A 23978-nucleotide genomic window follows, 5' to 3' on the forward strand; every position below is an offset into this window, starting at 1 on the left:
AAGGCGGCCGTTTTCCGTTGTGGCAGCTCGACCTTCGCCTTGGGGGCGGCGGAGAGCTCCAGCTTTGGAGAACAACCATGACGGTGATCGCCACCAATATCTCGGCCTTACGCGCCGCCAATGCGTCGATAGCAGCCCAGACCGGGCTGGATGTTTCGATGAACCGCCTTTCGACGGGCAAGCGGATCAATTCCGCCATGGACGACGCGGCCGGGCTGGCCATCACCTCCTCGATGACCGCACAGGTCCGGGGCATGAATCAGGGCGTTCGCAACGCCAATGACGGCATCTCGATGGCGCAGACGGCCGAAGGCGCGCTCCAGGAAGTCAGCAACATGCTGCAGCGGATGCGCGAACTGGCGGTGCAGAAGGCCAACGCGACCTATTCGTCGCAGGACAAGACCAGCATCACCGTCGAGCAAGACGCCCTGTCCGCGCAGATTTCGACCATCCTGACCAACACCACGTTCAACGGCCAGAAGCTGTTCGACGGCACCGCGGGCAATTCCGGGGAGGTGCAGATCCAGGCGGGCGCCTATTCCACGGACGCCTTGACCATGACGTTCGGCAATCTGAAGACCGACTCGACCCTGACCACGATCATCGATTTCACCAACCAGAAGCTGCAATCGACGACGCCGCCCACACTCGAGGATTTCGATACGGCGATCGCCAAAGTGGCGAATTTCCGGTCGGGCCTGGGCGCGGTGCAGAACCGTCTTCAGTCGGCAATCAACAATCTGACGTCGAACGCCACCAATCTTTCGGCCGCGCGCAGCCGCATCGAGGATACCGATTTCTCGGCGGAAACGACCGCGCTCGCCAAGGCGCAGATCCTCAGCCAGGCGTCGACCGCCATGCTGAGCCAGGCCAACCAGTCGCAGCAAGGCGTGCTCAAGCTGCTCGGACAGTAACACCGGTTTCCTGAGCGCCCTGGCACCGCGCCCCCACTCGGGTGCCGGGGCCAACCGGCTGCGCCTTCGCGCGCGGCACGGTTTGCAGGAAAAACCCCGGCGGTCTTCGGACCGCCGGGGTTTACTTGCATGCGGCGAACATGATCATTCGCCGCGCAGGACCAGGGCGGGCGACACACGCGCCGCCCGACGGGCCGGGTAGAGGCTGGCCAGCACAGCGCCCGCCAGCACGACGACCGCGATGATCGCCACCTCATGGGCGGCGATGCCGATCGGCAGGGACAGGAAAACGTCCAGATCCGCCTCCCGCGACGGCGCGATCCACAGCGCCAGCGCGGTGATATGGGCGCGCTGGGTCAGGACGCCGCCGGCAAAGGCCAGCCCCGCCGACGCGCCGATCGTCGCGATCACCGTGCCCACCGTCGTGAAGATGCGCGCGATGCTCCGCGCCGACACGCCCATGCTGCGCAACACCGCGATCTCGCGCCGCTTCGATCGGGCGAGCAACGTCATCGACGACAGGATGTTGAACAGCGCGACCAGCGTGACCAGGCCGACCGCGATGCTCATGCCGAGCTTCTCCATCGCCAGCGCGGACAGCAGGGCGCGATTGCTCTGGGTCCAGCTGGTGATGCGATAAGCGGGGCCCAGCCGTTCGCGAATTTCGCCCGCCACCCGCGCTTCGTCGGCGGGGCGGGCCAGGGCCACGGCGACGCGGCGGGTCACCGCGGCCGATTCGCTCAGGACCGGCAATCCTTCGACCGGGCCGATCGCGACCGGCGGCTGACCCCCCGACGCCTCGTCGTCATGATATAGTCCGGCGACCCGTGCGTCGAAGAGCTGCAGCGCGACCGCCTTGTCCGGCGCGACCTCCACCCGCCCGATCGCGACCGGCATGCCGGGGAGCAGCCCCAGTTGCAGCGCCGCATTCTCACCCGCCACGATGCTGTCGGGGAAATCGGGACGGCGCCCCATCGCCAAGTGCGCCAGCACGGGATGGCGCGCGAGGCCATCGGGATAGAGGCCCTGCAAGCGAATCGGGCTGACCCGCCCATCGATGCTGAGCGCGGCGGTCATCTCGCGCAGCGGTTCCGCGCGGGCGACGCCGGGCAGGCGGGCGATAATGGCGGCGACCCGCGCCTCGTCCATCCGTTGATGCGCGGCGGCGGTGATGCTGAGATGCCCGTCGATCGGTGCGACGCTGCTGGCCAGCTTGGCCTGTGCGCCGTTCATGACGGCGATGACCAACACCAGCGACGCAACGCCGATCGCGACGCCGATGCAACCGATCGCGCCCACCAGCAGGACCAGCCGCCCACCGGCGCCGGGCCAGAGATAGCGTGCGATCAGTCGACGTTCGTAGGTCGCGAACATGCTCTTCCCCCGGATTCGGGAGAAGGCTTAGGCGCAAGGTCGTGCGCCGTTAAAGCAAAATCATGGCGCGGGCGGGGTGGCGAGCCCCGCCGCGCCGGGCCTCACGCCTGTTCGGCGAGCGCCTTTTTCAGCTTGGCATGCGCAGCGCTCTTGATCTGGCAGACGCGCGCGGCGCCGACGTTCAGCACCTGGCCGATTTCCTCGAGGTTGAGTTCCTCGACATAATAAAGCTGGATCACCATCGCCTCGCGCTCGGGCAGGGCGGAGATGGCGGCGATCAACGCCTCGCGAAGGTCGCTTTCGGCCAGTTGCTCAAAGGCATCGGGGGTGTCGTCGGCGAACCAGGGCAGATCGTCCGAATAGACATCGTCGATCGCCTCCATCCGCACCGCTTCGGCCGTCTTGTATTCGGTGCGGAGACGGTCGACCGGCACGCCCAGCTTCTGCGCCACCGCCTCGTCGGTTGGAGCCTGGCCGTTCGACTGGGCCAGCGCGGCGACCGCCTTGGCATAGTCGCGGCGGCGGCGCATCGCGCCGCGCGTCGTGGTGGCCTGGCGCCGCAGTTCGTCGATCATCGCGCCGCGCAGCCGCGCCCGCAGATAATGGACGAACTCGACGCCGCGCTCCTCGAACGAGGTGGTGGCCTCGACCAGCGCGACCAGCCCGACCTGAACCAGATCCTCGATCTCGACCAGGTTCGACATCGATCCGTGGACATGCCACGCGATGCGTCGGACCAGCGGCAGGTGCTGGCGGATCAGCGCGCTGGTGTCGCGGCCGGTCCCGCGCGCGGCGGGGCGATAGGTGAGGGGCTGGTCCGCCAGCGTCGGGTTGACGAGCGCGGGGTCGAAGCTGACCGGGTTGACCGGCTGGGCATTCATGAAAGCGCCGCTGAGAGGGTGCGAGGTCATGCAGCAATCGCCTGTTGCTGGGAGTGATGGGGGGTGCCGATGACGGCGACGACTTCGACCGGCTTGTCTTCCGGTACTTCGAAGAAGGAGAGGACGGGCACGTCGGGCAGGCAGGTGCGGAGCAGCTTGCGCATGGCCAGACGCACGCCGGGCTGGACGACGAGGGCAAAGGGCTTGGCCTCGGCGATCAGCGGCTGGGCGGCCTGGGTCAGCGCGGTGGTGATGCGCTGGCCCAGATCGGGTTCGATGACATGGCGGCGCGACACGTCGGCGCGCATCGCCTGGCCCAGCAGCCCTTCGAGCTGTCCGTCCAGGGTCATGACGCGCAACGGCTCGCGAACGCCGCACAGCTTCTGGATGATCAGCGCGCCCAGGCTGGGACGGATCATCTCGATAATCTCTTCGGCATCGACCGTCCGCTGCGCGGCGACCGCGACCGCGCTGGCGATCCGGCGGAACTCCTTGAGGGAGATATTCTCCGCCAGCAGGCCCTTCAGCACCTGGGTCAGCGTGGTCAGCGGCAGCGGCGTCGGGCAGAGCGAGGCGGCCAGTTGCGCCGCGCGCTCCTTCAGCCCGTCGAGCAGCGCCTGCACCTCGTCGGGGCCGAGCAGTTCGGACGCGTTGGAGCCCAGGACATGGTTGAGATGCGTCGCCATCACCGTGCCCGGATCGACCACGAGATAACCCATGCCGGTGGCGGCATCGGCGTCGCCCTTCATGATCCAGGTGGCGGGCAGGCCGAAGGTCGGGTCCTTGACCGGCTTGCCGTTCAGCGTGCCGAACGCCTGGCCGGTGTCGAGCGCCAGCATCTCGTCGGGCGACACCTGGTCCTCGGCGGCGACCACGCCGTTGATGAGGATGCGATAGCTATAGGGTGCCAGGCTGATGTCGTCGCGGACCCGCGCCTGCGGCACGACGAAGCCCAGGTCCTTGGACAGCTGGCGCCGGACGCCGGTGATGCGCGCCATCAACGGGGCACCGCGACGCTCGTCGACCAGCGGGACCAGGCCGTAACCGATGTCGATATGCACCTGCATCCCGTCGGTCACGTCTTCCCAGGCGATGCGCGACGGGTCGACCGGCTCGGCCACGGGGGCGGGCGCGGTGACGACCGGGCGCTTCTCGATCTGGCGCAGCTTCCATGCGGTGAAGCCGGCGATGGCGGCGGCGGGCAGCAGGATGAGGTGCGGCATGCCGGGCAGCACGCCCAGCAGGCCCAGGATCACCGCGACCGGCAGCCATGTCTTGGACGCACCGAACTGCGAGCCGATCTGGCCGGCCAGATCCTTGTCGGACGAGACGCGCGTCACGATGGCGGCGGCGGCGATCGACAGCATCAGCGAGGGCAGCTGCGCGACCAGCGCGTCGCCGATGGCGAGCAGGATATAGGTCTTGGCGGCGTCGCCGACGCCCATGCCATGGCTGACCGGGCCCAGGATCAGGCCGCCGATCACATTGGCCGCCAGGATGAGCATCGCGGCGACCGCGTCGCCCTTCACGAACTTGGACGAACCGTCCATCGAGCCGTAGAAATCGGCCTCGGTCGACACTTCCAGACGGCGGGCCTTGGCCTGGTCCGGGGTGATGAGACCGGCGTTCAGGTCGGCGTCGATCGCCATCTGCTTGCCGGGCAGCGCGTCGAGGGTGAAGCGCGCCGACACTTCCGACACACGGCCCGCGCCCTTCGTCACGACGATCAGGTTGATGATCATCAGGATCGCGAAGACGAAGAGACCGACGACATAGTCGCCGCCGATCAGGAAGGTGCCGAACGCCTCGATGACGTGACCCGCCGCGCTCTCGCCCTCATGGCCGTGCACCAGCACAATGCGGGTCGAGGCGACGTTCAGGCCCAGACGGAACAGCGTCGCGAAGAGCAGGACGGTCGGAAAGGCCGAGAAGTCGAGCGGCTTTTCGGCGTTCAGCGCGACCATCAGCACGGCCAGGCTGATCGCGATGTTCGCCACGAAGAAGATGTCGAGCAACGCCGGCGGGATCGGCACGACCATCACGAGGACGAGCAACAGGATCGCGGCGGGCAGGGCCATGGTGCGGCCGCTGGAGAGGAACTTGCCCATCTATCAGCCTCCCATGCTCGCCAGCATCATATATGCCAGGCGCGCATGATCGGGTTTGGGGCGCAGTACGCTGTCGCCGGTGGTGGCGGCACCACGCATCCCGAGCTGGTTCATCGTGCTGTTCGCCCAGGCGATGGCATCGGCGGCGCTTTCATTGTTGCCGGTGACCACGGTCGCGTCGTCGCCCATTGCCTTCAGCGCGAGCGCCTGCGCCGCGAACTGGAGATTGGCGGCGCGCGTCTCGTCGCTGTCGGCGCTGGTCCCGGCCAGCTTGTTGGCGAAACGGTCGTAAATGTCGGAAAGCGAGCGGGGCTGACCGTTCGCGGCGTAGAAGACCGAGCGATTGGCGCGGGCAGCAGCGGGGAATAGCGCCGCGCCGCTGGCCTGCGGGTTCGCAGCCATCGTGCCCAGAAACTTGGTCGCGCCGCCCAGCCCCAGAAAATGCGCCATGTACAGGTCGGTGCCGTTCGCCTCGCGGCCCAGCGTCGACTCCAGCGCGGCCTTGTTGTCCGAGGCATGTTCGGCCGCCATCAACGAGGCGGCGGTGGGATCGTTGCGCAGCCCCATGATCGCCGTGCGTGCATTGCCCGACACATAATAGCGTCCGCCCGACTGGCCGATCGAATCCGCCGCCCAGCCCAGCCCATGTTCGGCGCCATGCTTCTTGAGCACGGCAAGCCAGCTCTGCTCGACGAACTGGTACAGGCCGGAGGCCGAGGAGGTGCCCGCACGCGCATTGGCGTTCAGCCCGGACTCCAGCTTGGCCTGACCCAGCAGATAGCCGAAATCGACCCCCGTGCGGCTGGACGCCAGCGCGATGGCCGATTGGATTCTGGCGTGGGAAACGGGTTGGACGGTCATGCTATCTGGTTAAAGCCCTGGTTCGGGCCATAACTAGCAAGGGACGTGCCAATCCCGATCGGCACTTGGCCGGCGCTGCTCGATACGGGGTTAGGGCATAGAAAAAGCCCGGAAAACCGGGCTTTGCGTCACATCATCGATGCCGTGGAAACATCAGGGGCGGTGGGCGGCGTCGCCACGGCAAGCGGGGGGCCGGCAAAGCGGCAAGCGATTGCCGCCGGCAGACGGCAATCAGGCGAAGGCGCGCATCAGCGGGCGATAGCCCGCGCCGGACTCGCCGGTCAGGGTCTGCAACCGGCGACGGACATTGGCCGCCATCAGGTTCACATAGATGCGGCAGGTCTCGTTCAGGCGATTGGCTTCATCGGCCAGCTCGCGCAGTTCGGGGCCCGCCGGGCCGGTGCCCAGTGCGGCGACCTCTTCGATCGCAGCCAGTTTGTCGGACGTCGCGCGTTCCAGACCCGCGACGTCATTGACCTTCAGAGCCGCGATTTCACGATGAAGGGCCTCGATGACCCGAATCAGGGCGTCACGCCGCGTCATTTTTGTTCCAGCTCAGCTTCAGGGCGATCATCTGGTCGGCGATGGTCGCCGGCAGGATCGGAAAGTGACCGTCCGCGATCGCCTTCTTGATCTGGGCGACGCGCTCTGAGTTGACCGGGGGCTGCGAGGCGAGTGAGGCGGACAGGCCGCTCAGCACGCTCGAATCGCCGGTGTCGAGCTTGGCCGGGACAGAGGCTGCCTCGGGTGTCGCCGACCCGCGGGTCGTCGCGATCCGCGCGACCCTCGTGTCTCCGGCATTCAGCCTTGAAGTTGTTATTTCCACCATGCCCGCACCTATCGGTCCCGCTGACATTCATGGAAACGGCCGTTTGATGAAATTCTTTAGAAAGAAATTCGGCCCAACCCCGTAGCAATGCGGTTATTCGGTCCAGCCAGGCAGGGTGGCACGACCGCTGGACAGGGCAACCGCCTGAATTGGTTGGCGGCTTGCGTCGATCCGCACGGGGAAATGCGCGCCCGGCACGGCGTCCGCCATGGCGATTCCGTCGCGGGTGATCGAAAATCCGTCCGATCCCGCCTCCACCGTCACCGGATCGCCGCGCCGGATGACCGGCTCCTGCCGCACCGCGACGGCGGGCGCGGCGGCGATGGCGGCCACCGCGCGCGGGGGTGCCAGCACCGGCACGAAGATGCGCCATTGCGGAGTCGAACAGGCGACGACCACCGCGTCATGCGCCTCGGTCCGCCAGGATAGCGAGACGGTCGGGCATTGCGCGAGTTTCAACCGCGAATCGATCGGGGATCGGGGCCCGCCCTCTACCCCGACCGGACGGCCGGTAAAGGCGGTGACCGCCGCGTCGAGCGCGGCGACATCCTGAAAACCGGCGGCACCGGCCAGCAACAGGGACAGGATCATCGGGACTTCCTTTGGGATTCACCGGAGAAGACGAGGGTGACCACCGCGCTTCGTCGGCCGGGGGCCGTGGCGGTGGACAGGGTGAGGCGGTTGGCGGCGGCCGGCCCGATCAGCGCGGCGGCGGCGCGCGCGCGATCGGCGGCGAGAACGACCGGGCTGTGCGTCATCGAATCGACATCGGCGGCGCTGCCATCGGTCGCCGCGACGATCGACAGTCGGACGCGCGGATCGGCCAGCGCCTCGCGCGCCCATTCGGCCAGGGCGGGATCGGGATCGAGCGGCTGTGCCGATCCGGTCGCGAAGGTCAGCGCGGCGGCGGCGACCGGCATGACCGGCGACGGAGCCGGCATGGGAGCGACGGCTTTGGCGAGGGGAGCGCCGGTTCCGAATTCGGCGCGCAGCGAATCGAGCAGCGCGGGCCGCCGTTCCGACCCCATGGCCTGGACCAGCACCAGAAAGCCGACCAGCAACAAGGCCAGATCGGCCAGCGTGATCAGCCAGAGTGGTCGCGACGGCGCCGGGGTGGGAAAGTCGAACTCGGTCATGCGACGGTCGCCAGCGGACGACGCGGCGGCGTCGGCGCGCGGACCGCCACGACCGGCGCCTCGCGCGCGGCCAGCGCGGCGAGGGGCACCTCGATCCGCGCCCGCTCGAACGCCTCGATCCGGGCCGCACGGCGCAGGCGCGCGGCGATGGGCTGGGCCACCAGATTCGCGAACAGCGCGCCATAAAGGGTGGCGAGGAGGGCGATCGCCATCGCGCCGCCGATCTGCTGCGGATCGTTCATCGTCGCGAACATCGCGGCCAAGCCGATCAGCGTGCCGACCATGCCCATGGCCGGGGCCGCTTCCGCCGCGCCCGCCCACATCTCCGCCACCGCCAGATGCCGCTCTACCCGCGCCAGCCGCGCCTGTCGCGTGCGCGCCAGGACGGTGTCGGGCCGTTCGCCATCGACGATCGCACCGATCGATTCGGCCAGATCGGGATCGGTGATCACCGAGCGGTCGAGCGTCACCACGCCGTGGCGCTGCGCGATGCGGGAAAGATGGGTCAGCTGTTCCAGCAGCGGATCGGCCGAATAGGGCGCGCGGAACAGCACCCCCAATGCCCGCACGCCACGCCGCGCATCGCGCCATGGCGTGCGCAACAACGTCGCGAGCAACGTACCGCCCAGCACGATGGCCAGCGCGGCGGGGTCGAGGAACTGCGAGAGGGGTGGCAATCCGTTCATGCGCTCATGCTGTGCAAGGGGCGGGCCAATTTGCCCGGCATCGTCCCGACACGCGAAATTCTGCGGGAATTGCCGGACGGCTTGCCGCCCTTTGCCGCCGCCCGGCAAGCGAGCGGCAAACCATTGCCGGATGCCGCCTGCCGTTCGCTGCCGCCAGGGACGGTCTCCTTCGTAGCGGGCGAATTGGCATGGAGGTTGCGTATCCCCGCTGGCGTGATTGTTCGCGCCGGAAAGGAGGATCGACGATGGCCAATGAAACACTGTTCGGCGTGCATGGAGCAGCGCTGGAGGTGCGGGCGCAGCGCATGGGCGTGCTGGCGTCCAACATCGCCAATGCCTCCACGCCCGGCTTCAAGGCACGCGACATCGATTTTAAGGCCGCGCTCGCCGCGGTCGAGGGAGAACAGGGGCAGGAGCAGGGCCGGGGCATCGGTGCCGCGATGAAGTATCGCGTGCCGATCCAGACCTCGCTCGACGGCAATACGGTGGAGCTGAACCAGGAACAGACCGCCTTTGCCGAAAATGCGGTCCAGTATCAGACGACCCTGTCGTTCCTGAACGGTCGCATCGCCACCATCACCCGTGCGCTGAAGGGCGAGTAATCCATGGCGAACGCACCTCTTTCCATCTTCCAGGTCGCCGGGCGCGCCATGTCGGCGCAGCTGGTGCGGATGAACACCACCGCGTCGAACCTGGCCAATGCGGGCGACGTCACCGGATCGGCCGACACTGCGTACCGCACGATGAAGCCGGTCTTCCGCACCAGCTTCGACGCGGCGACCGGCCTGTCGACGGTAGATGTCGAGAGGATCGTCACGGCGGGCGAGGACCCCACCAAGCGCCACGACCCGAACAACCCCTTGGCCGACAAGGACGGCAATATCTACGAGGCCGCCGTCGACGAGACCCGCGAGCTGGTCGACATGATGGAGACGGCGCGCACCTATCAGAACAATGTCGAAGTGATGCAGACGGCCAAGTCGCTGATCCTCGACACCCTCAAGCTGGGCCGCTGATCATGACCACCTCCACCTCCATGGACTCGACGCTCGACGCGCTCGGCGTGCGTCGCTCCGGCACCGCCAGCGGTGCGTCGTCCACCAGCACGGCCGCCAAGAAGTCCGACACGCTGGACCAGTCCGCCTTCCTCAAGCTGCTGACCGCACAGCTGAAGAATCAGGACCCCTTCTCGCCGATGGACAATACGCAGATGGTTGCCCAGATGGCGCAATTCTCCAGCGTGGCGGGCATCTCCGAGATGAACACCACCCTGTCGGCAATGGCCGCCAAGATGAACGGCACGACCAAGGCCGACGCGATGAGCTATGTCGGCAAGACGGTGCTGACGCCGGGATCGGTCGCCTATGGCCGGACCAGCGGCGGCCTGGCCGGCGCGGTCGAACTGGATCAGGCGGCGGCGAACGTCTCGGTCACGATCGGCGACGCGGAGGGCAATCCGATCAAGACGCTGTCGCTGGGCGCGCAGAAGGCGGGCACCGCCAGCTTCGACTGGAACGGCAAGACCGACAATGGCGAGGACGCGGGCACCGGCCCCTTCACCGTGATGCTCAACGCCAATGACGGCGTCTCTGCCGTGTCGGGCCGCACGCTGGTCTGGGCGCCCGTCCAGTCGGTGTCGATGCCCACCAGCGGCGACCCCGTCCTGACCGTCGCGGGCCTCGGCCAGATCAATCTCGCCGCCGTCCGCTCGGTCGGCTGAGCCCGCCCCATCCCATTCCTACCTAAGGTATCCCGCCCATGTCCTTCTACACCTCGCTGAGCGGTCTCCAGGCTTCGCAGACCGACCTGTCCGTGATCTCGCACAACATCGCCAATGTCGGAACCGATGGCTTCAAGAAGAGCCATGCCCAGTTCGCCGACGTGATGGCGTCGAACTTCGCGACCGACCCGACCAAGCAGGTCGGATCGGGCACGGTGGTCAAGGCGAACCGCCAGGAGTTCAAGGAGGGCAATTACAAGAGCTCGTCCAACGCGCTGGACCTCGCCATTTCGGGCGACGGCTTCTTCGCGGTGCAGACCCCGGGCAGGGGGCCGCTGCAATATACCCGCAACGGGGCGTTCCAGGTCGATCAGCAGAATTACGTGACCGATTCGAGCGGTGCCCGCTTGCAGATCCTGCCGGTCGATGCCGACGGCAACGTCACCGCCACCGGCGTCGACGGCCTTGCCTCTTTGCAACTGCCCGCCACCAGCGGCCAGCCCATCGCCACCTCGAAGGTGACGATGGACCTCAACCTGTCCACATCGGCGACCGCGCCCACCATCGCGTTCAACCGGTCCAACATGGCCACCTACAACAACACCACCCAGACCAAGATCTACGACCCGTCGGGCAATGCGATGACGCTGACCAACTATTATGTCCGCAAGCCGCTGCCGGTCGATGCCAATGGCAATGCGGTCCAGCCTGCCGACGGCAGCAGCACGTGGCTGGTCTATAGCTTCGTCGACGACGAGCAGATGAAGGTGGGCGGTTCCACCGCTCCGTCCGAGCTGACCTTCGACAAGAACGGCAACATGACCGCGCCGACCCAGCCGATCACGTTCGACAATTTCACCTCGCGCAACTCGACCAAGTCGCAGCCGCTGTCGGTCGACTATACCGGTACGTCGCAGGCGGGATCGGTCTTCTCGGTCGCCTCGCGTTCGCAGGACGGCAAGGCGATCGGCACGCTGACCGGTGTGTCGGTGGGCGAGGACGGGCTGGTCGTTGCATCCTTTTCGAACGGCGAGACCGCCAAGCTGGGCAAGGTCGCGCTGGCCGATTTCGTCAACATGCCGGGCCTGCGCCAGGCGGGCGACAGCTATTGGCAGGCGACCGGCCTGTCGGGCAATCCCTCGATCGGTTCGCCGGCGGAGGGCACGTACGGCGCGATCAAGTCGAGCACCATCGAGGGATCGAACGTCGACATCACCGAGGAACTGGTCGACCTGATCGCGGCGCAGCGCAATTTCCAGGCGAATGCCAAGGCGCTCGATACCGCCAGCCAGATCTCGCAGACCATCTTCAACATCCGCAGCTAAGCGCGCGACACGGGGGCTGACAGGAAAGAGCGATGGACAAGCTGGTCTATACGGCGGCCACCGGCCTGCGTGCGCACATGGCGGCGCAGACGGCGATCGCCAACAACATGGCCAACGCCTCGACGATCGGTTTCCGCTCCGATCGCGTCGTGTTCGACCGCATCGACCTGAAGGGTGGCGGCGCGGCGTTCGAGGCGCGGATGCCCACCGCCGAGGAAGTGACCGACGCCGACCGCGCGCCGGGCACGGTGCAGCAGACCGGCAATCCGCTGGACGTGGCGATCGCCACCGGCACCGCCTGGCTGGCGGTGCAGGCCCCCGACGGGTCGGAAGCCTATACGCGGCGCGGCGACCTGGAGGTCACGGCCTCCGGCGTGCTCCAGACGGGCGACGGTTATCCGGTGATCGGCCAGACCGGGCCGGTCACGGTGCCGCCGTACAATTCGCTGACCGTGGCGCCCGACGGCACCGTGTCGATCGTACCGCTGGGCTCGGGCCCCGATACGCAGCCGCAAGTGATCGACCGGCTCAAGCTGGCCGATACGCGCGGGTCGACCACGGTCAAGGGGCTTGACAACCTCCTGCGGGTCAAGGGTGGGGGAGCCCTGCCGCAGGACATGGACGCCACCGTCCAGGCGGGCGCGCTGGAAGGCTCCAACGTCAACATGACGCAGACGCTGGTCGACATGATCGAGAACCAGCGCAGTTACGAGGTGCAGGCCAACCTCATGAAAGAGGCCAAGTCGATGGACGAGAACAGCGCATCGCTGATGCGGCTGCCGAGCTGAGGATTAGAAAGTCATGTCTTCCGCCGCCATGCACGTCGCGCGCACCGGGCTCGATGCCCAGGATATGCGCATGCGGGTCATCTCGAACAACCTGGCCAACGTCAACACGACCGGGTTCAAGCGCGACCGCGCCGCGTTCGAGACTTTGGCCTATCAGGTCGTCACCGCGCCCGGCGCGGCGAGTTCGACCGAGAGCAGATATGCCACCGGTCTGAACCTGGGCACCGGCGTCCGCGTCCAGGGCACCGCGCGCATCAACACCCAGGGGGCGATGCAGACCACCAACAACAGCCTCGACCTCGCGCTCGACGGCGAGGGCTATTTTCAGGTGCAGATGCCGGGGGGCACGCTGGGCTATACCCGCGCGGGCAATTTCTCGCGCTCGGCCGAGGGGCTGCTGGTCACGTCCGAAGGGTATCAGGTGATGCCTGGCATCACCGTGCCCGAAGGGACGACCCAGATCACCATCGGCACCGACGGCACCGTGTCGGCGACGCTGGCGGGCCAGACCGCGCCCGCCGAGATCGGGCAGATCCAGATCGCCAGCTTCCCCAATCCCGCCGGGCTTCAGTCCAAGGGCGACAATTACCTGACCGAGACCGCCGCGTCGGGCGTCGCGAACATGGGTGTCGCGGGCCTCGAAGGGCGCGGCCAGATCCGCCAGGGCATGCTCGAAGGCTCGAACGTCAATGTGGTCGAGGAGCTGGTCGACATGATCGAGACCCAGCGCGCCTATGAGGTCAACTCGAAGATGATCAAGTCGACCGACGAGATGCTCCAGTACGCGAACCAGAATCTGTGACGATGGACACCCGTCTTTCCCCTCCGCGCTTCGGCTATGGAATCGAGCTGGCGCTGGCCGCCGCCGCAGGCGCGATGGTCGTCGCGGCGCTGGCTCCGGCCCCGGCACAGGCCAGCATCTTCGGCAAGAAGAAGCCGGCCGAGGATTTTAACACCACCCGCCCCGACGCCTATCCCGCCCAGCCCGCCGCCCAGCCCACGGGCTCGATCTTCCAGACGTCGGACGGCTATGCCGCGCTGTACGAAGGCTGGCGCGCGCGCCGGGTCGGCGATCCGCTGACCATCGTGCTCGTCGAGCGGACGGCGGCGTCCAAGTCGGCGGGCTCCAAGCTCGGCTCCAAGGGCGATTTTGGCCTGACCCCGCCCACCACGGGACCGCTGGGCTCGCTGCTTAAGTCGACCGACCTCGGCATGAGCGGCAGCCGCAACTTCAACGGCTCGGGGGCCGCCGACCAGTCCAACTCGCTGTCGGGCGAGATCAGTGTGACGGTGGCGCAGGTGTTCCCCAACGGCACCATGCTGGTCCAGGGGCAGAAGCGCGTGACGCTCAATCGGGGTGACGAGTTCATCCAGATCAAGGGGCTGGTGCGCAGCGCGGACATCGGCATCGACAACCGCGTCCCCTCAACCCGCGTCGCCGATGCGCAGATCGCCTATACCGGGCGCGGCGACGTCGCCCGCGCCAGCCGCCAGGGCTGGCTCAGCCGTTTCTTCCAGGCCGTCAGCCCGTTCTGAGGCAATAGCACATGATCCTCCGCTTCCTCCTCGCGCTTCTTGCCACCCTGTCCATCGCGGTTCCGGCTTCGGCCGACCGGATCAAGGACCTGGGCGGGTTCCAGGGCATCCGCACCAACCAGCTGACCGGTTACGGCGTCGTCGTCGGTCTGCCGGGCACGGGTGACGACAATCTGGAATATACCGTCCAGTCGCTGAAGGCCGTGGTCTCGCGCTTCGGGTTGCAACTGCCGCCCAACGCCAATCCGGGCATGAAGAATGCGGCGGTGGTGATGGTCACGGCCGAGCTGCCGCCCTTCGCCAAGCCGGGGCAGAAGCTGGACATCACCGTCTCTTCGATGGGCAAGGCCAAGTCGCTTCGCGGTGGCAGCCTGATCCTCACTCCGCTCCAGGGTGCCGATGGCCAGATCTATGCGATGGCGCAGGGCAATCTCGCGGTCGGCGGTCTGGGCGCAGAGGGTGCCGACGGATCGAAGATCGTCGTCAACGTCCCCTCGACCGGCCGTATCCCCGAGGGGGCGACTGTCGAACGGGCGGTCGCCACCGGTTTCGACACCGCGCCGGCGCTGACCTTCAATCTGGCGCGTGCCGACTTCACCACCGCGCAGAATGTCGCGCAGGCGATCAATGCGCGCCTGGGGCTGGGCACCGCGCAGGCGATGGACGCCGTGTCGGTCGCGGTGCGGGCGCCGATGGGTGCCGATGTCCGCGCCACGCTGATGTCGGAGATCGAGAATCTCAACGTCGCCTCGGCCGAACCGCCCGCCAAGGTGATCGTCAACGCGCGCACCGGCACCGTGGTCATCAACTCGGCGGTCCGCGTCGGCCCCGCCGCCGTCACCCACGGCAAGCTGACCGTCAAGATCGACGAAAATCAGCGGGTCAGCCAGCCCGGGCCCCTGAGCGGCGGCCAGACCGCGGTGACCCAGAAATCGGGCGTCGCCGTCGAGGAGGAACGTCGCCCGATGTTCCTGCTGAACCCCGGACCCAAGCTGGCCGATGTGGTCAAGGCGGTGAACGCGATCGGCGCGGCCCCGTCCGATCTGGTCGCGATCCTCGAAGCGCTGAAGGAAGCCGGTGCCCTCAAGGCGGAGTTGATCGTCCTGTGACCCAGAGCATGTCATCCATCCCATCGACCTCGCCCATTACGGGGACGGTTTCCACCGATACCAAACGGCTGGCCAATGGCGCCAATCTGGACAAGGCGGGTACCCAGTTCGAGGCGATCTTCAACGGCATGATGCTGAAGGCGATGCGCCAGACCAAGCTGGGCGACACGCTGTTCGAGTCCAAGGCGCTCGACACCTTCCGCGACATGCAGGACCAGCAGGTGGCACAGACCATGGCCGCCCATGCCCCGATGGGGATCGGCAAGGCGGTGACCAGCTTCCTCGCCAAATCGAAACCCGATCTTAACCACGGATAACGTAGTCCGAGTCGCATGGGCGATCTGCTCTCCATCGGCGCTTCTGGCGTCCGCGCGTATCAGACCGCGTTGACGGCGGTTGGCGAGAATATCGCCAACACCGGCACGGACGGCTATTCGCGTCGTTCGGCCGGGTTGAGCGAGGTCGCGTCCGCTGGTGGATTGACCGCCAACAGATTGTCGGGTGGGGCGGGCGTGACCGTCACCGGCATCGTCCGCGCAAGCGACGCCTATGCCTCGGCGACGGTGCGATCCGCGACCTCCGACCTGAAGCGGACCGAAGCGGGTGGAGTCTGGCTCAGCCGTATCCAGGACGTGATGACCGGGGACGAGGTTTCCAGTCGCCTGACATCATTCTTTACCGCCTCGCGCGCCCTGGCGGCGGACCCGACCTCGTCCGCACTGCGTACCACGATGCTGGAAGCCGCCAATTCGGCGGCTTTCGCGTTTACCGCGACCGACAAGGCGTTCGATTCGATGCAGGCCGATTTCGACGGTCAGGCACGCGATGCGGCGCGTGGGCTGTCTTCGCTCGCGCTCTCGCTCACCAAGGTCAATGACGGCCTGAGCCGGACCCAGGCGGGCACCTCTGCCGCTGCCCAGCTTGCCGATCAGCGCGATCAGTTGCTGTCGCAGATGAGCGCCCTGTCCGACATCAGCGTGACCACCGACGAACTGGGCCGGGCGACGGTGCGGATGGGTGATCGCGCCGGGCCGGTCCTCGCCTCGCCCGATTCGCTCGGTTCGGTCAGCTATTCGCGGAAGAGCGGCGGGGGGATCAGCTTCACGGTCGTTTCGCTGGGCAAGGCGACCGAGGTGGTGCCGGCCGGGGGCACGCTGGGCGGCCTGGTCGACGGGGCGGAGCGAATCGCGACGATGCGCGACAGTTTCAACGCGGTCGCCAAGGATTTCACCGACACGGTCAACGCGATCCAGCGTCAGGGGCAGGATGCCGATGGCGCGACCGGCACGGCCATGTTCAGCCTGACCTCAGGCACCGCATCGATGACGGTCGCGCTGACCGATGCCTCGAAGATCGCGGCGGCAGGCGTCGGTCAGGGACCGCGCAATACCGACAATCTTTCTGCGCTGGAATCGGCGCGCAACAGCGGCCAGTTCGAAACCCGCGTCACCCAGATCATCACCGAAAACGCCTCCGCGCTCAAACAGCGTCAGACGATCGCGGATGCGCAGACCGCGATCCGCGACGGGGCCAATGCCGCCCTGACCGGCGCGACCGGCGTCACTCTGGACGATGAGGCGGTGTCGCTGATGCGTTTCCAACAGGCCTATTCCGCGTCGAGCCGCGTCATCCAGGTCGCGCGCGAGACCCTTCAATCCATTCTTGAGATTCGGTGACGGCGATGCAGATTTCGACCTCCACCCTGTATGAAAGCGCCACGCGTCGCATGACGGCCCTGCAAAGCAAGGCCAACGAGCTGATGACGCAGAACGCGACGGGCAAGAAACTGCTCAAGCCGTCCGACGATGCCGCCGCCTCGGCACAGGTCGCGCAGCTCAACCGCGCCGACGCCGATGCCGAGGTGTATAAGAGCAATGTATCGGTCGCCAAATCGGTGCTCCAGCAGGTCGATACCACGCTGGGCTCGATCGCCGGCCAGTTGCAGAATGCCATCGAACTGGCGACCAAGGCGGCCAACGGCACGCTCAGCGACTATGACCGTTCGGTGATCGGCGATCAGTTGACCGCCATTCGCGACCAGCTCGTGACGCTGGGCAATACGCGCGACATGCGCGGCCAGCCCTTGTTCGGCACGGTCGACGGCACCAATCCCGTTCAGGTGTCCAACGGCAGCTACAGCTATGCCGACCCCAAGACGTCGGCGATACCGATCGACAGCGATCAGTCGGTCGAGATCACGGTCGGGGCCGAGCGCGTCTTCAAGTCGGGCAGCACCGACACCTTCACGGTGCTGAATAACCTGATCACCGCGCTCAAGACGCCGGGCAGCGCCACCTCCACGATCAGCAGCGCGATCGACCAGTTGAACGCGGCCAACGACAATGTCGGCGCGGTGCAGGCCTCGGTCGGTGCGCGGGGCACGCGGGTCGAACTGCAAGAGACGATGCTGCAGACCGCCAGCACCGATCGCGCCACGCTTCGCTCGAGCGTCGAAGATGTCGACATCGCGACCAATATCGCGCAGTTGCAACAGACCATGACCGTGCTTCAGGCGACCCAGGCCAGCTTTACGAAGCTGTCGGGCCTGTCGCTGTTCGATTATCTGAAATAATCGCCATGGGGTCCGCGCCTCCTTTTCCGCGCGGTAACCCTATGGTGACCAAATCCGGTTAATTCAGACATCTGACGGCCTCCGTGCCGGTCCCTGCTGGAGAATCGGTTCACCATGTTTCCTGCCATCGGCCTTGTCATTCTGCTCGGCATGGTCTTCGGCGGCTTCGCCATCACTGGCGGCGCGCTGGGGCCCGTGTTCGAGGCGATTCCCCATGAAATGCTCATCATCGGCGGTGCGGCCGTCGGTGCGCTCGTCATCGGCAACTCCGGCGCCGAGCTGAAGGCGCTGGGCGGCGCGATGGGCAAGATCTTCAAGGGGCCCAAATACAAGAAGCAGGATTATCTCGACGTCATCTTCCTCGTCTCCAAGCTGATGAAGATGCTGCGCACCGAGGGCCCGATCGCGCTGGAACCGCATGTCGAGGACCCCAAGTCCTCCTCGGTCTTCGCCGAATATCCCCGCCTGGCCGCCGACCATACGCTGGTCAACCTGATCGCGGACACGCTGCGCCTGGTCGTGGTGTCGTCGGGTACGCTCGACGTGCATGCGGTCGAGGAGGTCATGGATAACGCGATCAAGACCCATCATCACGAGGTCGAAGGGCCGCAGGGCACGTTGCAGAGTTTGGCCGACTCGCTGCCCGCCCTGGGCATCGTCGCCGCCGTGCTCGGCATCGTGAAGACCATGGGCTCGATCGACAAGCCGCCGAGCGTGCTGGGCGGGATGATCGGCTCGGCGCTCGTCGGCACCTTCATGGGCGTGTTGCTCGCCTATGGCATCGTCAACCCGTTTGCGGGCCGGTTGAAGCAGGTGATCGACGCCGACGCCGCCATCTATCACGTGGTCAAGCAGATCATCATCGCCTCGCTCCACGGCCATCCCCAGCCTTTGGTCATCGAAGCCGCGCGCTCGGGCATCAAGCACAAGGACCAGCCCGGTTTCGCCGAGGTGTTCGACGGTCTGCGGGGCAAGTAAGCCATGGCGCGCGCACCGCACGGCAAGAACGAGCCGCCCAAGATCGTCATCGTCAAGAAGATCATCGCGGATGGTCATGGCGGGCATCATGGCGGCGCGTGGAAGGTGGCCTATGCCGACTTCGTGACCGCGATGATGGCTTTCTTCCTGCTGCTCTGGCTGTTGGGCGCGACGACCGAAAAGCAGCGCAAGGGCATTGCCGATTATTTCGCGCCGACGCTGCTCGACACCCGTTCGATGGGGATCGGCGGCGGCGTCCTGTCGGGCGGACCGGGGGCGGGCGAGCGACAGAGCGGCTCCTCCGGCCTGGTGCAGCTGATCGTGCCCAAGGTCTCGGGCGAGGGCGGCGAGCAGGTCGGTACCGGCCCCAAGGGGTCGCTGCGCAATCCCAATGCGATGGCGCAGGATCGCAAGAGCTTCGCCGAACTGCAAAAGGCGGTGCAGCAGAAGATGGAATCGACGCCCGGCCTCAAGAAGCTGGCGCGACAGGTCCGCTTCATACCGACCCAGGACGGGCTGCGCATCGATCTGGTCGACAATGCCGATTATTCGATGTTCGCCAGCGGCACGACCCAGTTGGAGCCCGAGGCGTCGACCTTGATCGGCACCATCGCCAAGTCGATTTCCGACCTGCCCAACACGATCATGATCCGCGGGCATACCGATGCGGTGAGCTATGGCGATCCGCGTGCGATGAACAACTGGATGCTGTCGTCCAGCCGCGCCGAGTCGACCCGACGCCGCCTGGCCGCCGGAGGCATCCCCGAGTCGCGCTTCGAGCGGATCGAGGGCGTCGCCGATCGCGAGCCGATCATCACCGACAATCCGTCCGACCCGCGCAACCGCCGTGTCGCGATCACGCTGCTCTATCGCAAGGGAAGTTTCGGGCAGTAAGGAGCGCTCCACCGCCGTCTGGCGGGCGCCGAGTTGGGCACCCGAATCCTTGTGGACCGGGGTGCAGGCCTCCGAGTTGCAAACGCAGGACCATGCACGGGATGCTCGGTGGCAGGAGCCTGCGCGCTCGATAGCCGCAAAGGGCAGCATAGGCGGGAAAGGGCGTGCCGGCCGCGCCTTTCGGCTCAACGAAAACGGCCCGCCCGACCGATGCCACTCCGGGAGATGAGTGACATCGATCGAACGGGCCGTCCGCGCGATGGGAGGATCGCGGCGATCTTATTCGGCGTCGGCGGCGCTTTCACCCTTGCGCGGCTTGCGCGCGGGCGCGGGCGCGGCACCGGCGGCGTTGCGAGCGCCGGGCTTGCGGCCCAGGCCGATCTTCTTGGCCATGGCGCGACGGCTTTCCGAATAGCTTTCGGCGACCATCGGATAATCGGGCTTCAGGCCATAACGTTCGCGATACTCTTCCGGCGTCAGGCCATGGGTCGCGAGATGACGACGCAAGGTCTTGTAGGGCTTGCCGTCGATCATCGAGACGATGTGATCCTTCGACGCCAGCGACTTGCGAACCGAAACCGCCGGAACATACTCGGCGGGCGATTCGACATCGGCCGTCTGCGGCGCGCTGCCCAGAAGCGAAGACACGGTTTCGTGCATCTTGTTCAGGAACGCCGGAACCTCTTCAGAAGACGTGCGGGTATTCGGATTTCCGAGCCACGCGATCGTCAATTCGGTCGCCAGTTCTACGGCATTCACATCGATAGGTTCGTCGGCCATGATACGCTCCTGTTATTTTCAGCTTGACCTAACCGTCAATAACGGGACGTCAACCTATAGATTGCTCCATTTGTCCAAAAACAGCCACAATCAACGGTAGTTTTTCGTTCTGAAAGAATTTTCACATGATGGGAGCGCTGCACAACCGGGAGTAAAGCCTGGGCATTCGAAGGCTATAAACGCCACAGTGTTTCAACATGTTCTTGTCAGTCATGCTCTATGTTAGCGGGTCGATGGACGGCATTTCACGCGGCACCCCGGAAGAGCGGAAAATTATTGATCTGCCGCAAGAAACCAAGGGACGCATATGCGAATGCATAAATTGCAAGTAAAATTGATGAGCTTGCATTTGTGTTAATCGCGATTCTCGGCCAAAGAGGACGGGCCTTTCAGGCATCCTCTCCTAAAAACTTTCACGGCTGGTCCTCGGACCAGCCTTTTTTTTGCTATGCTTCTGACGCGGGTCGGCCTAGGCTGCCGCATCGCCGCGCATCATAATAAGATAAGCAGGAGTGGAAGCCGCCGGAAAGACCGGCATCGCGCGTCGGTGCCGGGGGTTGGGCGATAGGGTCGCTCCCCCCGTTTACCGCTGTCGCTTCTCTTACCGGTCGATAAGTTTCCAAGCGCACATTCCTGCCATCCCCCGTGGCCGGGGGGATGGCGGCGGCTAGGCAATCGTGACGGTTCGATCTAGGCCTTGTCCTCGGGCGTCTTGCGGCGAATGAACTGGTCGAGCGCTGACAGCGCCAGTCCGGCAAGCGCAGCCGCCTCGGAGGCTGCCGGGTGCGATCGGGCGGGGTCGCGCGGCAGCCCGTCTTTCGCTTCACCCTCCGTCTCGGCCCGTGCAGCGTCGTCCGGTGTCGATCGGGTGGTCTCTCGCGCCAGAGCCGCAGCGGCGACGACCAGGCCGGAGGCGATCAGCTGTCGCCCCATCGGGCTGCGCGCCTGATCGAGCAACGCTTGCCCCATGCGGTGCAGCGGCGAGGGGGCAGCCGATGCGGCCTGTTCGGCCTGCGCCGCCTTTTTCTGCTTCTTCTTGTGCTTTTTCTTGCCCATCGCGGGATACTCCGGATCTGGTGTATCTTTGATATAATACACTGGGGTCGTGCGACAAGATGCGGGCGCGGTCAGCCGTTCAGTGCGCGCGCGCGACGCCGCTGGACCGAACTGCCGATCCCCAGCGACTCGCGATATTTGGCGACGGTCCGCCGCGCGATGTCGAAGCCTTTGGCCTGAAGCAGTTCGACGAGCGTGTCGTCGGACAGGATCTTGGCGCCTTCGCCAGCGATCAATGCCCGGATCGCGCTCTTCACCGCCTCCGCCGATACCGCATCGCCACCATCCGCCGCCGCGATTCCGCTCGTGAAGAAATATTTCAACTCGTACAGCCCGCGCGCGCAGCTGAGATACTTGTTGCTCGTCACGCGGCTGACCGTCGATTCGTGCATCCCGATCGCTTCCGCCACCCGAGCCAGGGTCAGCGGCTTCAGATGCGCGACGCCGTGGAGGAAGAACGCCTCCTGCTGCTTCACGATTTCGGTCGCCACCCTAATGATCGTCCGCTGACGCTGGTCGAGCGCCTTCATCAGCCAGTTGGCGCTGGCCAAGCAATCGGCCAGCCACGCCTTCGACCCCTTGTCCTGCGGCCCGTGGCGCAGCTCCTGATAATAGCGGCGGTTGACCAGCACACGGGGCAGGGTGGCGGTGTTCAGCTCTATGCCCCAGCCATTCCTGATCCGCGTGACGAACAGGTCGGGCACCACCGCCTGGGTCGGTTCTCCGCCATAGCGGCAGCCGGGCTTGGGATCATAACCGCGAAGCTCGCGGATCATGTCCGCCATATCCTCGTCATCGACGCCGCACAGCCGCTTCAACCGGGCGAGGTCGCCGCGTGCCAGCAGGTCGAGATTGGCGATCAGCCGCGCCATGCAGGGGTCGTAGCGATCGACCTCCTTGGCTTGGAGCGCCAGGCATTCGGCCAGATCGCGCGCACCGACGCCGGTGGGCTCCAGGCTCTGTATGACCGTCAGGACCGATTCGACCTGGGGCAGCGGCACGCCCAGACGCTCGGCGATCTCGGCCAGGGGCACGGTCAGATAGCCCGCCTCGTCCAGTTGATCGATGATGTGCGCGGCGATGGTCAGTTCCACCCCCGACAGGATCAGCGCGACCTGCGCCCCCAGATGTTCGGCCAGATGAGGCGCGTCGTCGGGCAGCGCGTCCCAGTCGGGGCCATCCTCGCCGCCAAGCCCGCCGCTGCCCGTCCCGCCGTTCAGCGACAATGCGCCGTCGCGGCCGGTGCCGCCATCGGCGATGCTGTCCTGCTGATGGCTCTCGGTCGCATAGTCCAGGTCGAGCCCGCGATCCTCGGGCGGAGCGGTGCCGGTGACCAGCTCGTCCGCGCCGGCCGGGGCGTCGCGCTCGGGGCGCTCGGGGGTGGCCACCTCTCGGACGGCGGTCGCGTCGAGCAGGGGGTTCTTCTCCACCTCCTCCGCGATGAACGCCTCGATCTCCAGATTGGACAGCGCCAGCAGCTTGATCGCCTGCTGCAACTGCGGCGTCATCACCAGCGATTGGGACTGGCGAATGTCCAGCCGGGGGGACAGGCTCATGCCGCCGCCCGCCGGTTCGCGCCGGGACCATCGAGGGGAATGGATCGGCGGCGCGCGGTCATCGGATCAGAGCGAAAAGCCCTCGCCCAGATAAAGGCGACGGACATTGGCGTCGGCGACCAGTTCCTCGGGCGATCCCGAGAACAGCACGCGACCGTCATAGATGATGTAAGCGCGATCGACGATGTCGAGCGTCTCGCGGACATTATGGTCGGTGATCAGAACGCCGATGTCACGCCGCTTCAGATCCTTCACCAGATCGCGAATGTCGGCGATCGAGATCGGGTCGATGCCCGCAAAGGGCTCGTCGAGCAGCATGATCGACGGATCGGCGGCCAGCGCGCGCGCGATCTCCGCCCGGCGACGCTCGCCCCCCGACAGCGCCATGGCCGGTGCCGTGCGCAGCCGGGTCAGCCCGAATTCCTCCAGCAGCTTGTCCAGCTTGCGCGCGCGTTCCGCAGGATCGGGCTCGGCCAGTTCCAGCACGGTCAGGATATTCTTCTCGATCGACAGTCCGCGAAAGATCGAGGTTTCCTGCGGCAGATAGCCCAGGCCCAGGATCGCGCGGCGATACATGGGAAGCCCCGTAATATCCTCGCCATCGAGCATGATGCGACCCGAATCGGGTTTCACCAGTCCCATGACCGAATAAAAGCAGGTCGTCTTGCCCGCGCCATTGGGGCCGAGCAGGCCGATCACCTCGCCGCGCCCGACCGACACCGACACATCGGTCAGGACGGTGCGCTTGTCATAGCTCTTGGCGATGGACACGACCTGCAGGCCGTTGGAGACCGGCGGCTCCGACACGGGGCTGGTGCGATGGCCCGAGCGCTGATCTGCCTCGCGAATCGGGGTTTCCATGTCCATCGGCCCGT

Annotated in this window: 27 protein-coding genes; 14 read left to right on the top strand and 13 right to left on the bottom strand. The window is 66.2% G+C overall.

Features of this window, described 5'->3' with window-relative positions; genetic code table 11:
- Window positions 1-77: 77 nt before the first annotated feature.
- Window positions 78-914 carry a flagellin gene (locus NZL82_RS04455; RefSeq protein ID WP_261268557.1) on the top strand — a complete coding sequence of 279 codons (837 nt, stop codon included), beginning with the start codon at window positions 78-80 and terminating at the stop codon, window positions 912-914.
- A 144-nt stretch (window positions 915-1058) separates the two neighbouring features.
- Here NZL82_RS04455 and NZL82_RS04460 read toward each other — a convergent pair whose 3' ends face one another.
- The 9 genes from NZL82_RS04460 to NZL82_RS04500 all read right to left on the bottom strand — a co-directional run bounded on the left by NZL82_RS04460 (window position 1059) and on the right by NZL82_RS04500 (window position 8789).
- On the bottom strand, window positions 1059-2288 hold the full coding sequence (locus NZL82_RS04460; RefSeq protein ID WP_261268558.1) for an ABC transporter permease: 1230 nt from the start codon (window positions 2286-2288) through the stop codon (window positions 1059-1061).
- A gap of 101 nt (window positions 2289-2389) precedes the next feature.
- The gene (locus NZL82_RS04465; protein WP_261268559.1) at window positions 2390-3199 is read right to left on the bottom strand and encodes a sigma-70 family RNA polymerase sigma factor; all 810 of its coding nucleotides are present in this window, start codon (window positions 3197-3199) and stop codon (window positions 2390-2392) included.
- Entirely contained in the window at window positions 3196-5277 is a 2082-nt protein-coding gene (gene flhA / locus NZL82_RS04470) for a flagellar biosynthesis protein FlhA (RefSeq protein WP_261268560.1), read from the bottom strand. The genes NZL82_RS04465 and flhA overlap by 4 nt, the downstream gene beginning before the upstream one ends.
- Window positions 5278-5280: 3 nt before the next feature.
- Window positions 5281-6138, bottom strand: a complete 858-nt coding sequence (locus NZL82_RS04475; protein ID WP_261268561.1) for a lytic transglycosylase domain-containing protein — start codon at window positions 6136-6138, stop codon at window positions 5281-5283.
- A 231-nt stretch (window positions 6139-6369) separates the two neighbouring features.
- Window positions 6370-6681 (bottom strand): flagellar protein FlgN, encoded by a 312-nt coding sequence (locus NZL82_RS04480; RefSeq protein WP_261268562.1) that lies wholly within the window; start codon window positions 6679-6681, stop codon window positions 6370-6372.
- Window positions 6668-6967 (bottom strand): flagellar biosynthesis anti-sigma factor FlgM, encoded by a 300-nt coding sequence (gene flgM, locus NZL82_RS04485; protein ID WP_261268563.1) that lies wholly within the window; start codon window positions 6965-6967, stop codon window positions 6668-6670. The genes NZL82_RS04480 and flgM overlap by 14 nt, the downstream gene beginning before the upstream one ends.
- 93 nt (window positions 6968-7060) lie before the next feature.
- Window positions 7061-7558: a flagella basal body P-ring formation protein FlgA gene (locus NZL82_RS04490; protein WP_261268564.1), complete on the bottom strand. Its 498-nt coding sequence runs from the start codon at window positions 7556-7558 to the stop codon at window positions 7061-7063.
- Window positions 7555-8103: a hypothetical protein gene (locus NZL82_RS04495; RefSeq protein WP_261268565.1), complete on the bottom strand. Its 549-nt coding sequence runs from the start codon at window positions 8101-8103 to the stop codon at window positions 7555-7557. Before NZL82_RS04495 ends, NZL82_RS04490 begins: the two co-directional genes overlap by 4 nt.
- A complete protein-coding gene (locus NZL82_RS04500) occupies window positions 8100-8789 on the bottom strand; it encodes a MotA/TolQ/ExbB proton channel family protein (protein ID WP_261268566.1) in 690 nt (229 codons plus the stop codon). The genes NZL82_RS04495 and NZL82_RS04500 overlap by 4 nt, the downstream gene beginning before the upstream one ends.
- A gap of 245 nt (window positions 8790-9034) precedes the next feature.
- Between NZL82_RS04500 and flgB the strand changes: the two genes are divergently transcribed.
- The 13 genes from flgB to NZL82_RS04565 all read left to right on the top strand — a co-directional run bounded on the left by flgB (window position 9035) and on the right by NZL82_RS04565 (window position 19711).
- Entirely contained in the window at window positions 9035-9391 is a 357-nt protein-coding gene (flgB, locus tag NZL82_RS04505; RefSeq protein ID WP_261268567.1) for a flagellar basal body rod protein FlgB, read from the top strand.
- A 3-nt stretch (window positions 9392-9394) separates the two neighbouring features.
- Entirely contained in the window at window positions 9395-9805 is a 411-nt protein-coding gene (gene flgC, locus NZL82_RS04510; protein ID WP_261268568.1) for a flagellar basal body rod protein FlgC, read from the top strand.
- Window positions 9806-9807: 2 nt separating this feature from the next.
- The gene (locus NZL82_RS04515; protein ID WP_261268569.1) at window positions 9808-10509 is read left to right on the top strand and encodes a flagellar hook assembly protein FlgD; all 702 of its coding nucleotides are present in this window, start codon (window positions 9808-9810) and stop codon (window positions 10507-10509) included.
- A 38-nt stretch (window positions 10510-10547) separates the two neighbouring features.
- On the top strand, window positions 10548-11834 hold the full coding sequence (locus tag NZL82_RS04520; protein ID WP_261268570.1) for a flagellar hook protein FlgE: 1287 nt from the start codon (window positions 10548-10550) through the stop codon (window positions 11832-11834).
- 32 nt (window positions 11835-11866) lie between these two features.
- On the top strand, window positions 11867-12622 hold the full coding sequence (locus NZL82_RS04525) for a flagellar basal body rod protein FlgF (RefSeq protein WP_261268571.1): 756 nt from the start codon (window positions 11867-11869) through the stop codon (window positions 12620-12622).
- A gap of 13 nt (window positions 12623-12635) precedes the next feature.
- Window positions 12636-13424 carry a flagellar basal-body rod protein FlgG gene (gene flgG / locus NZL82_RS04530; protein WP_261268572.1) on the top strand — a complete coding sequence of 263 codons (789 nt, stop codon included), beginning with the start codon at window positions 12636-12638 and terminating at the stop codon, window positions 13422-13424.
- Between the two features lie 74 nt (window positions 13425-13498).
- The gene (locus NZL82_RS04535) at window positions 13499-14158 is read left to right on the top strand and encodes a flagellar basal body L-ring protein FlgH (protein ID WP_261268660.1); all 660 of its coding nucleotides are present in this window, start codon (window positions 13499-13501) and stop codon (window positions 14156-14158) included.
- Window positions 14159-14169: 11 nt separating this feature from the next.
- Window positions 14170-15267 carry a flagellar basal body P-ring protein FlgI gene (locus tag NZL82_RS04540; RefSeq protein WP_261268573.1) on the top strand — a complete coding sequence of 366 codons (1098 nt, stop codon included), beginning with the start codon at window positions 14170-14172 and terminating at the stop codon, window positions 15265-15267.
- Between the two features lie 8 nt (window positions 15268-15275).
- The gene (locus NZL82_RS04545; RefSeq protein ID WP_261268574.1) at window positions 15276-15584 is read left to right on the top strand and encodes a rod-binding protein; all 309 of its coding nucleotides are present in this window, start codon (window positions 15276-15278) and stop codon (window positions 15582-15584) included.
- Window positions 15585-15599: 15 nt separating this feature from the next.
- Window positions 15600-16943: a flagellar hook-associated protein FlgK gene (gene flgK, locus NZL82_RS04550; protein ID WP_261268575.1), complete on the top strand. Its 1344-nt coding sequence runs from the start codon at window positions 15600-15602 to the stop codon at window positions 16941-16943.
- Window positions 16944-16948: 5 nt separating this feature from the next.
- On the top strand, window positions 16949-17839 hold the full coding sequence (gene flgL / locus NZL82_RS04555) for a flagellar hook-associated protein FlgL (RefSeq protein WP_261268576.1): 891 nt from the start codon (window positions 16949-16951) through the stop codon (window positions 17837-17839).
- 114 nt (window positions 17840-17953) lie between these two features.
- The gene (gene motA / locus NZL82_RS04560) at window positions 17954-18817 is read left to right on the top strand and encodes a flagellar motor stator protein MotA (protein WP_261268577.1); all 864 of its coding nucleotides are present in this window, start codon (window positions 17954-17956) and stop codon (window positions 18815-18817) included.
- Between the two features lie 3 nt (window positions 18818-18820).
- A complete protein-coding gene (locus NZL82_RS04565; protein ID WP_261268578.1) occupies window positions 18821-19711 on the top strand; it encodes a flagellar motor protein MotB in 891 nt (296 codons plus the stop codon).
- Between the two features lie 279 nt (window positions 19712-19990).
- Here NZL82_RS04565 and NZL82_RS04570 read toward each other — a convergent pair whose 3' ends face one another.
- From NZL82_RS04570 to lptB, 4 genes are all read right to left on the bottom strand, one after another.
- Entirely contained in the window at window positions 19991-20491 is a 501-nt protein-coding gene (locus NZL82_RS04570; RefSeq protein WP_261268579.1) for a MucR family transcriptional regulator, read from the bottom strand.
- Between the two features lie 690 nt (window positions 20492-21181).
- Complete coding sequence (locus NZL82_RS04575; protein ID WP_261268580.1) at window positions 21182-21547, bottom strand: hypothetical protein; 366 nt, start codon at window positions 21545-21547, stop codon at window positions 21182-21184.
- 71 nt (window positions 21548-21618) lie between these two features.
- A complete protein-coding gene (rpoN, locus tag NZL82_RS04580; RefSeq protein ID WP_261268581.1) occupies window positions 21619-23103 on the bottom strand; it encodes an RNA polymerase factor sigma-54 in 1485 nt (494 codons plus the stop codon).
- Between the two features lie 66 nt (window positions 23104-23169).
- Complete coding sequence (gene lptB, locus NZL82_RS04585; RefSeq protein WP_261268582.1) at window positions 23170-23970, bottom strand: LPS export ABC transporter ATP-binding protein; 801 nt, start codon at window positions 23968-23970, stop codon at window positions 23170-23172.
- Between the last annotated feature and the right edge of the window lie 8 nt (window positions 23971-23978).

The organism is Sphingomonas sp. LC-1, assembly GCF_025371035.1.
GTDB lineage: Bacteria > Pseudomonadota > Alphaproteobacteria > Sphingomonadales > Sphingomonadaceae > Sphingomonas > Sphingomonas sanguinis_E.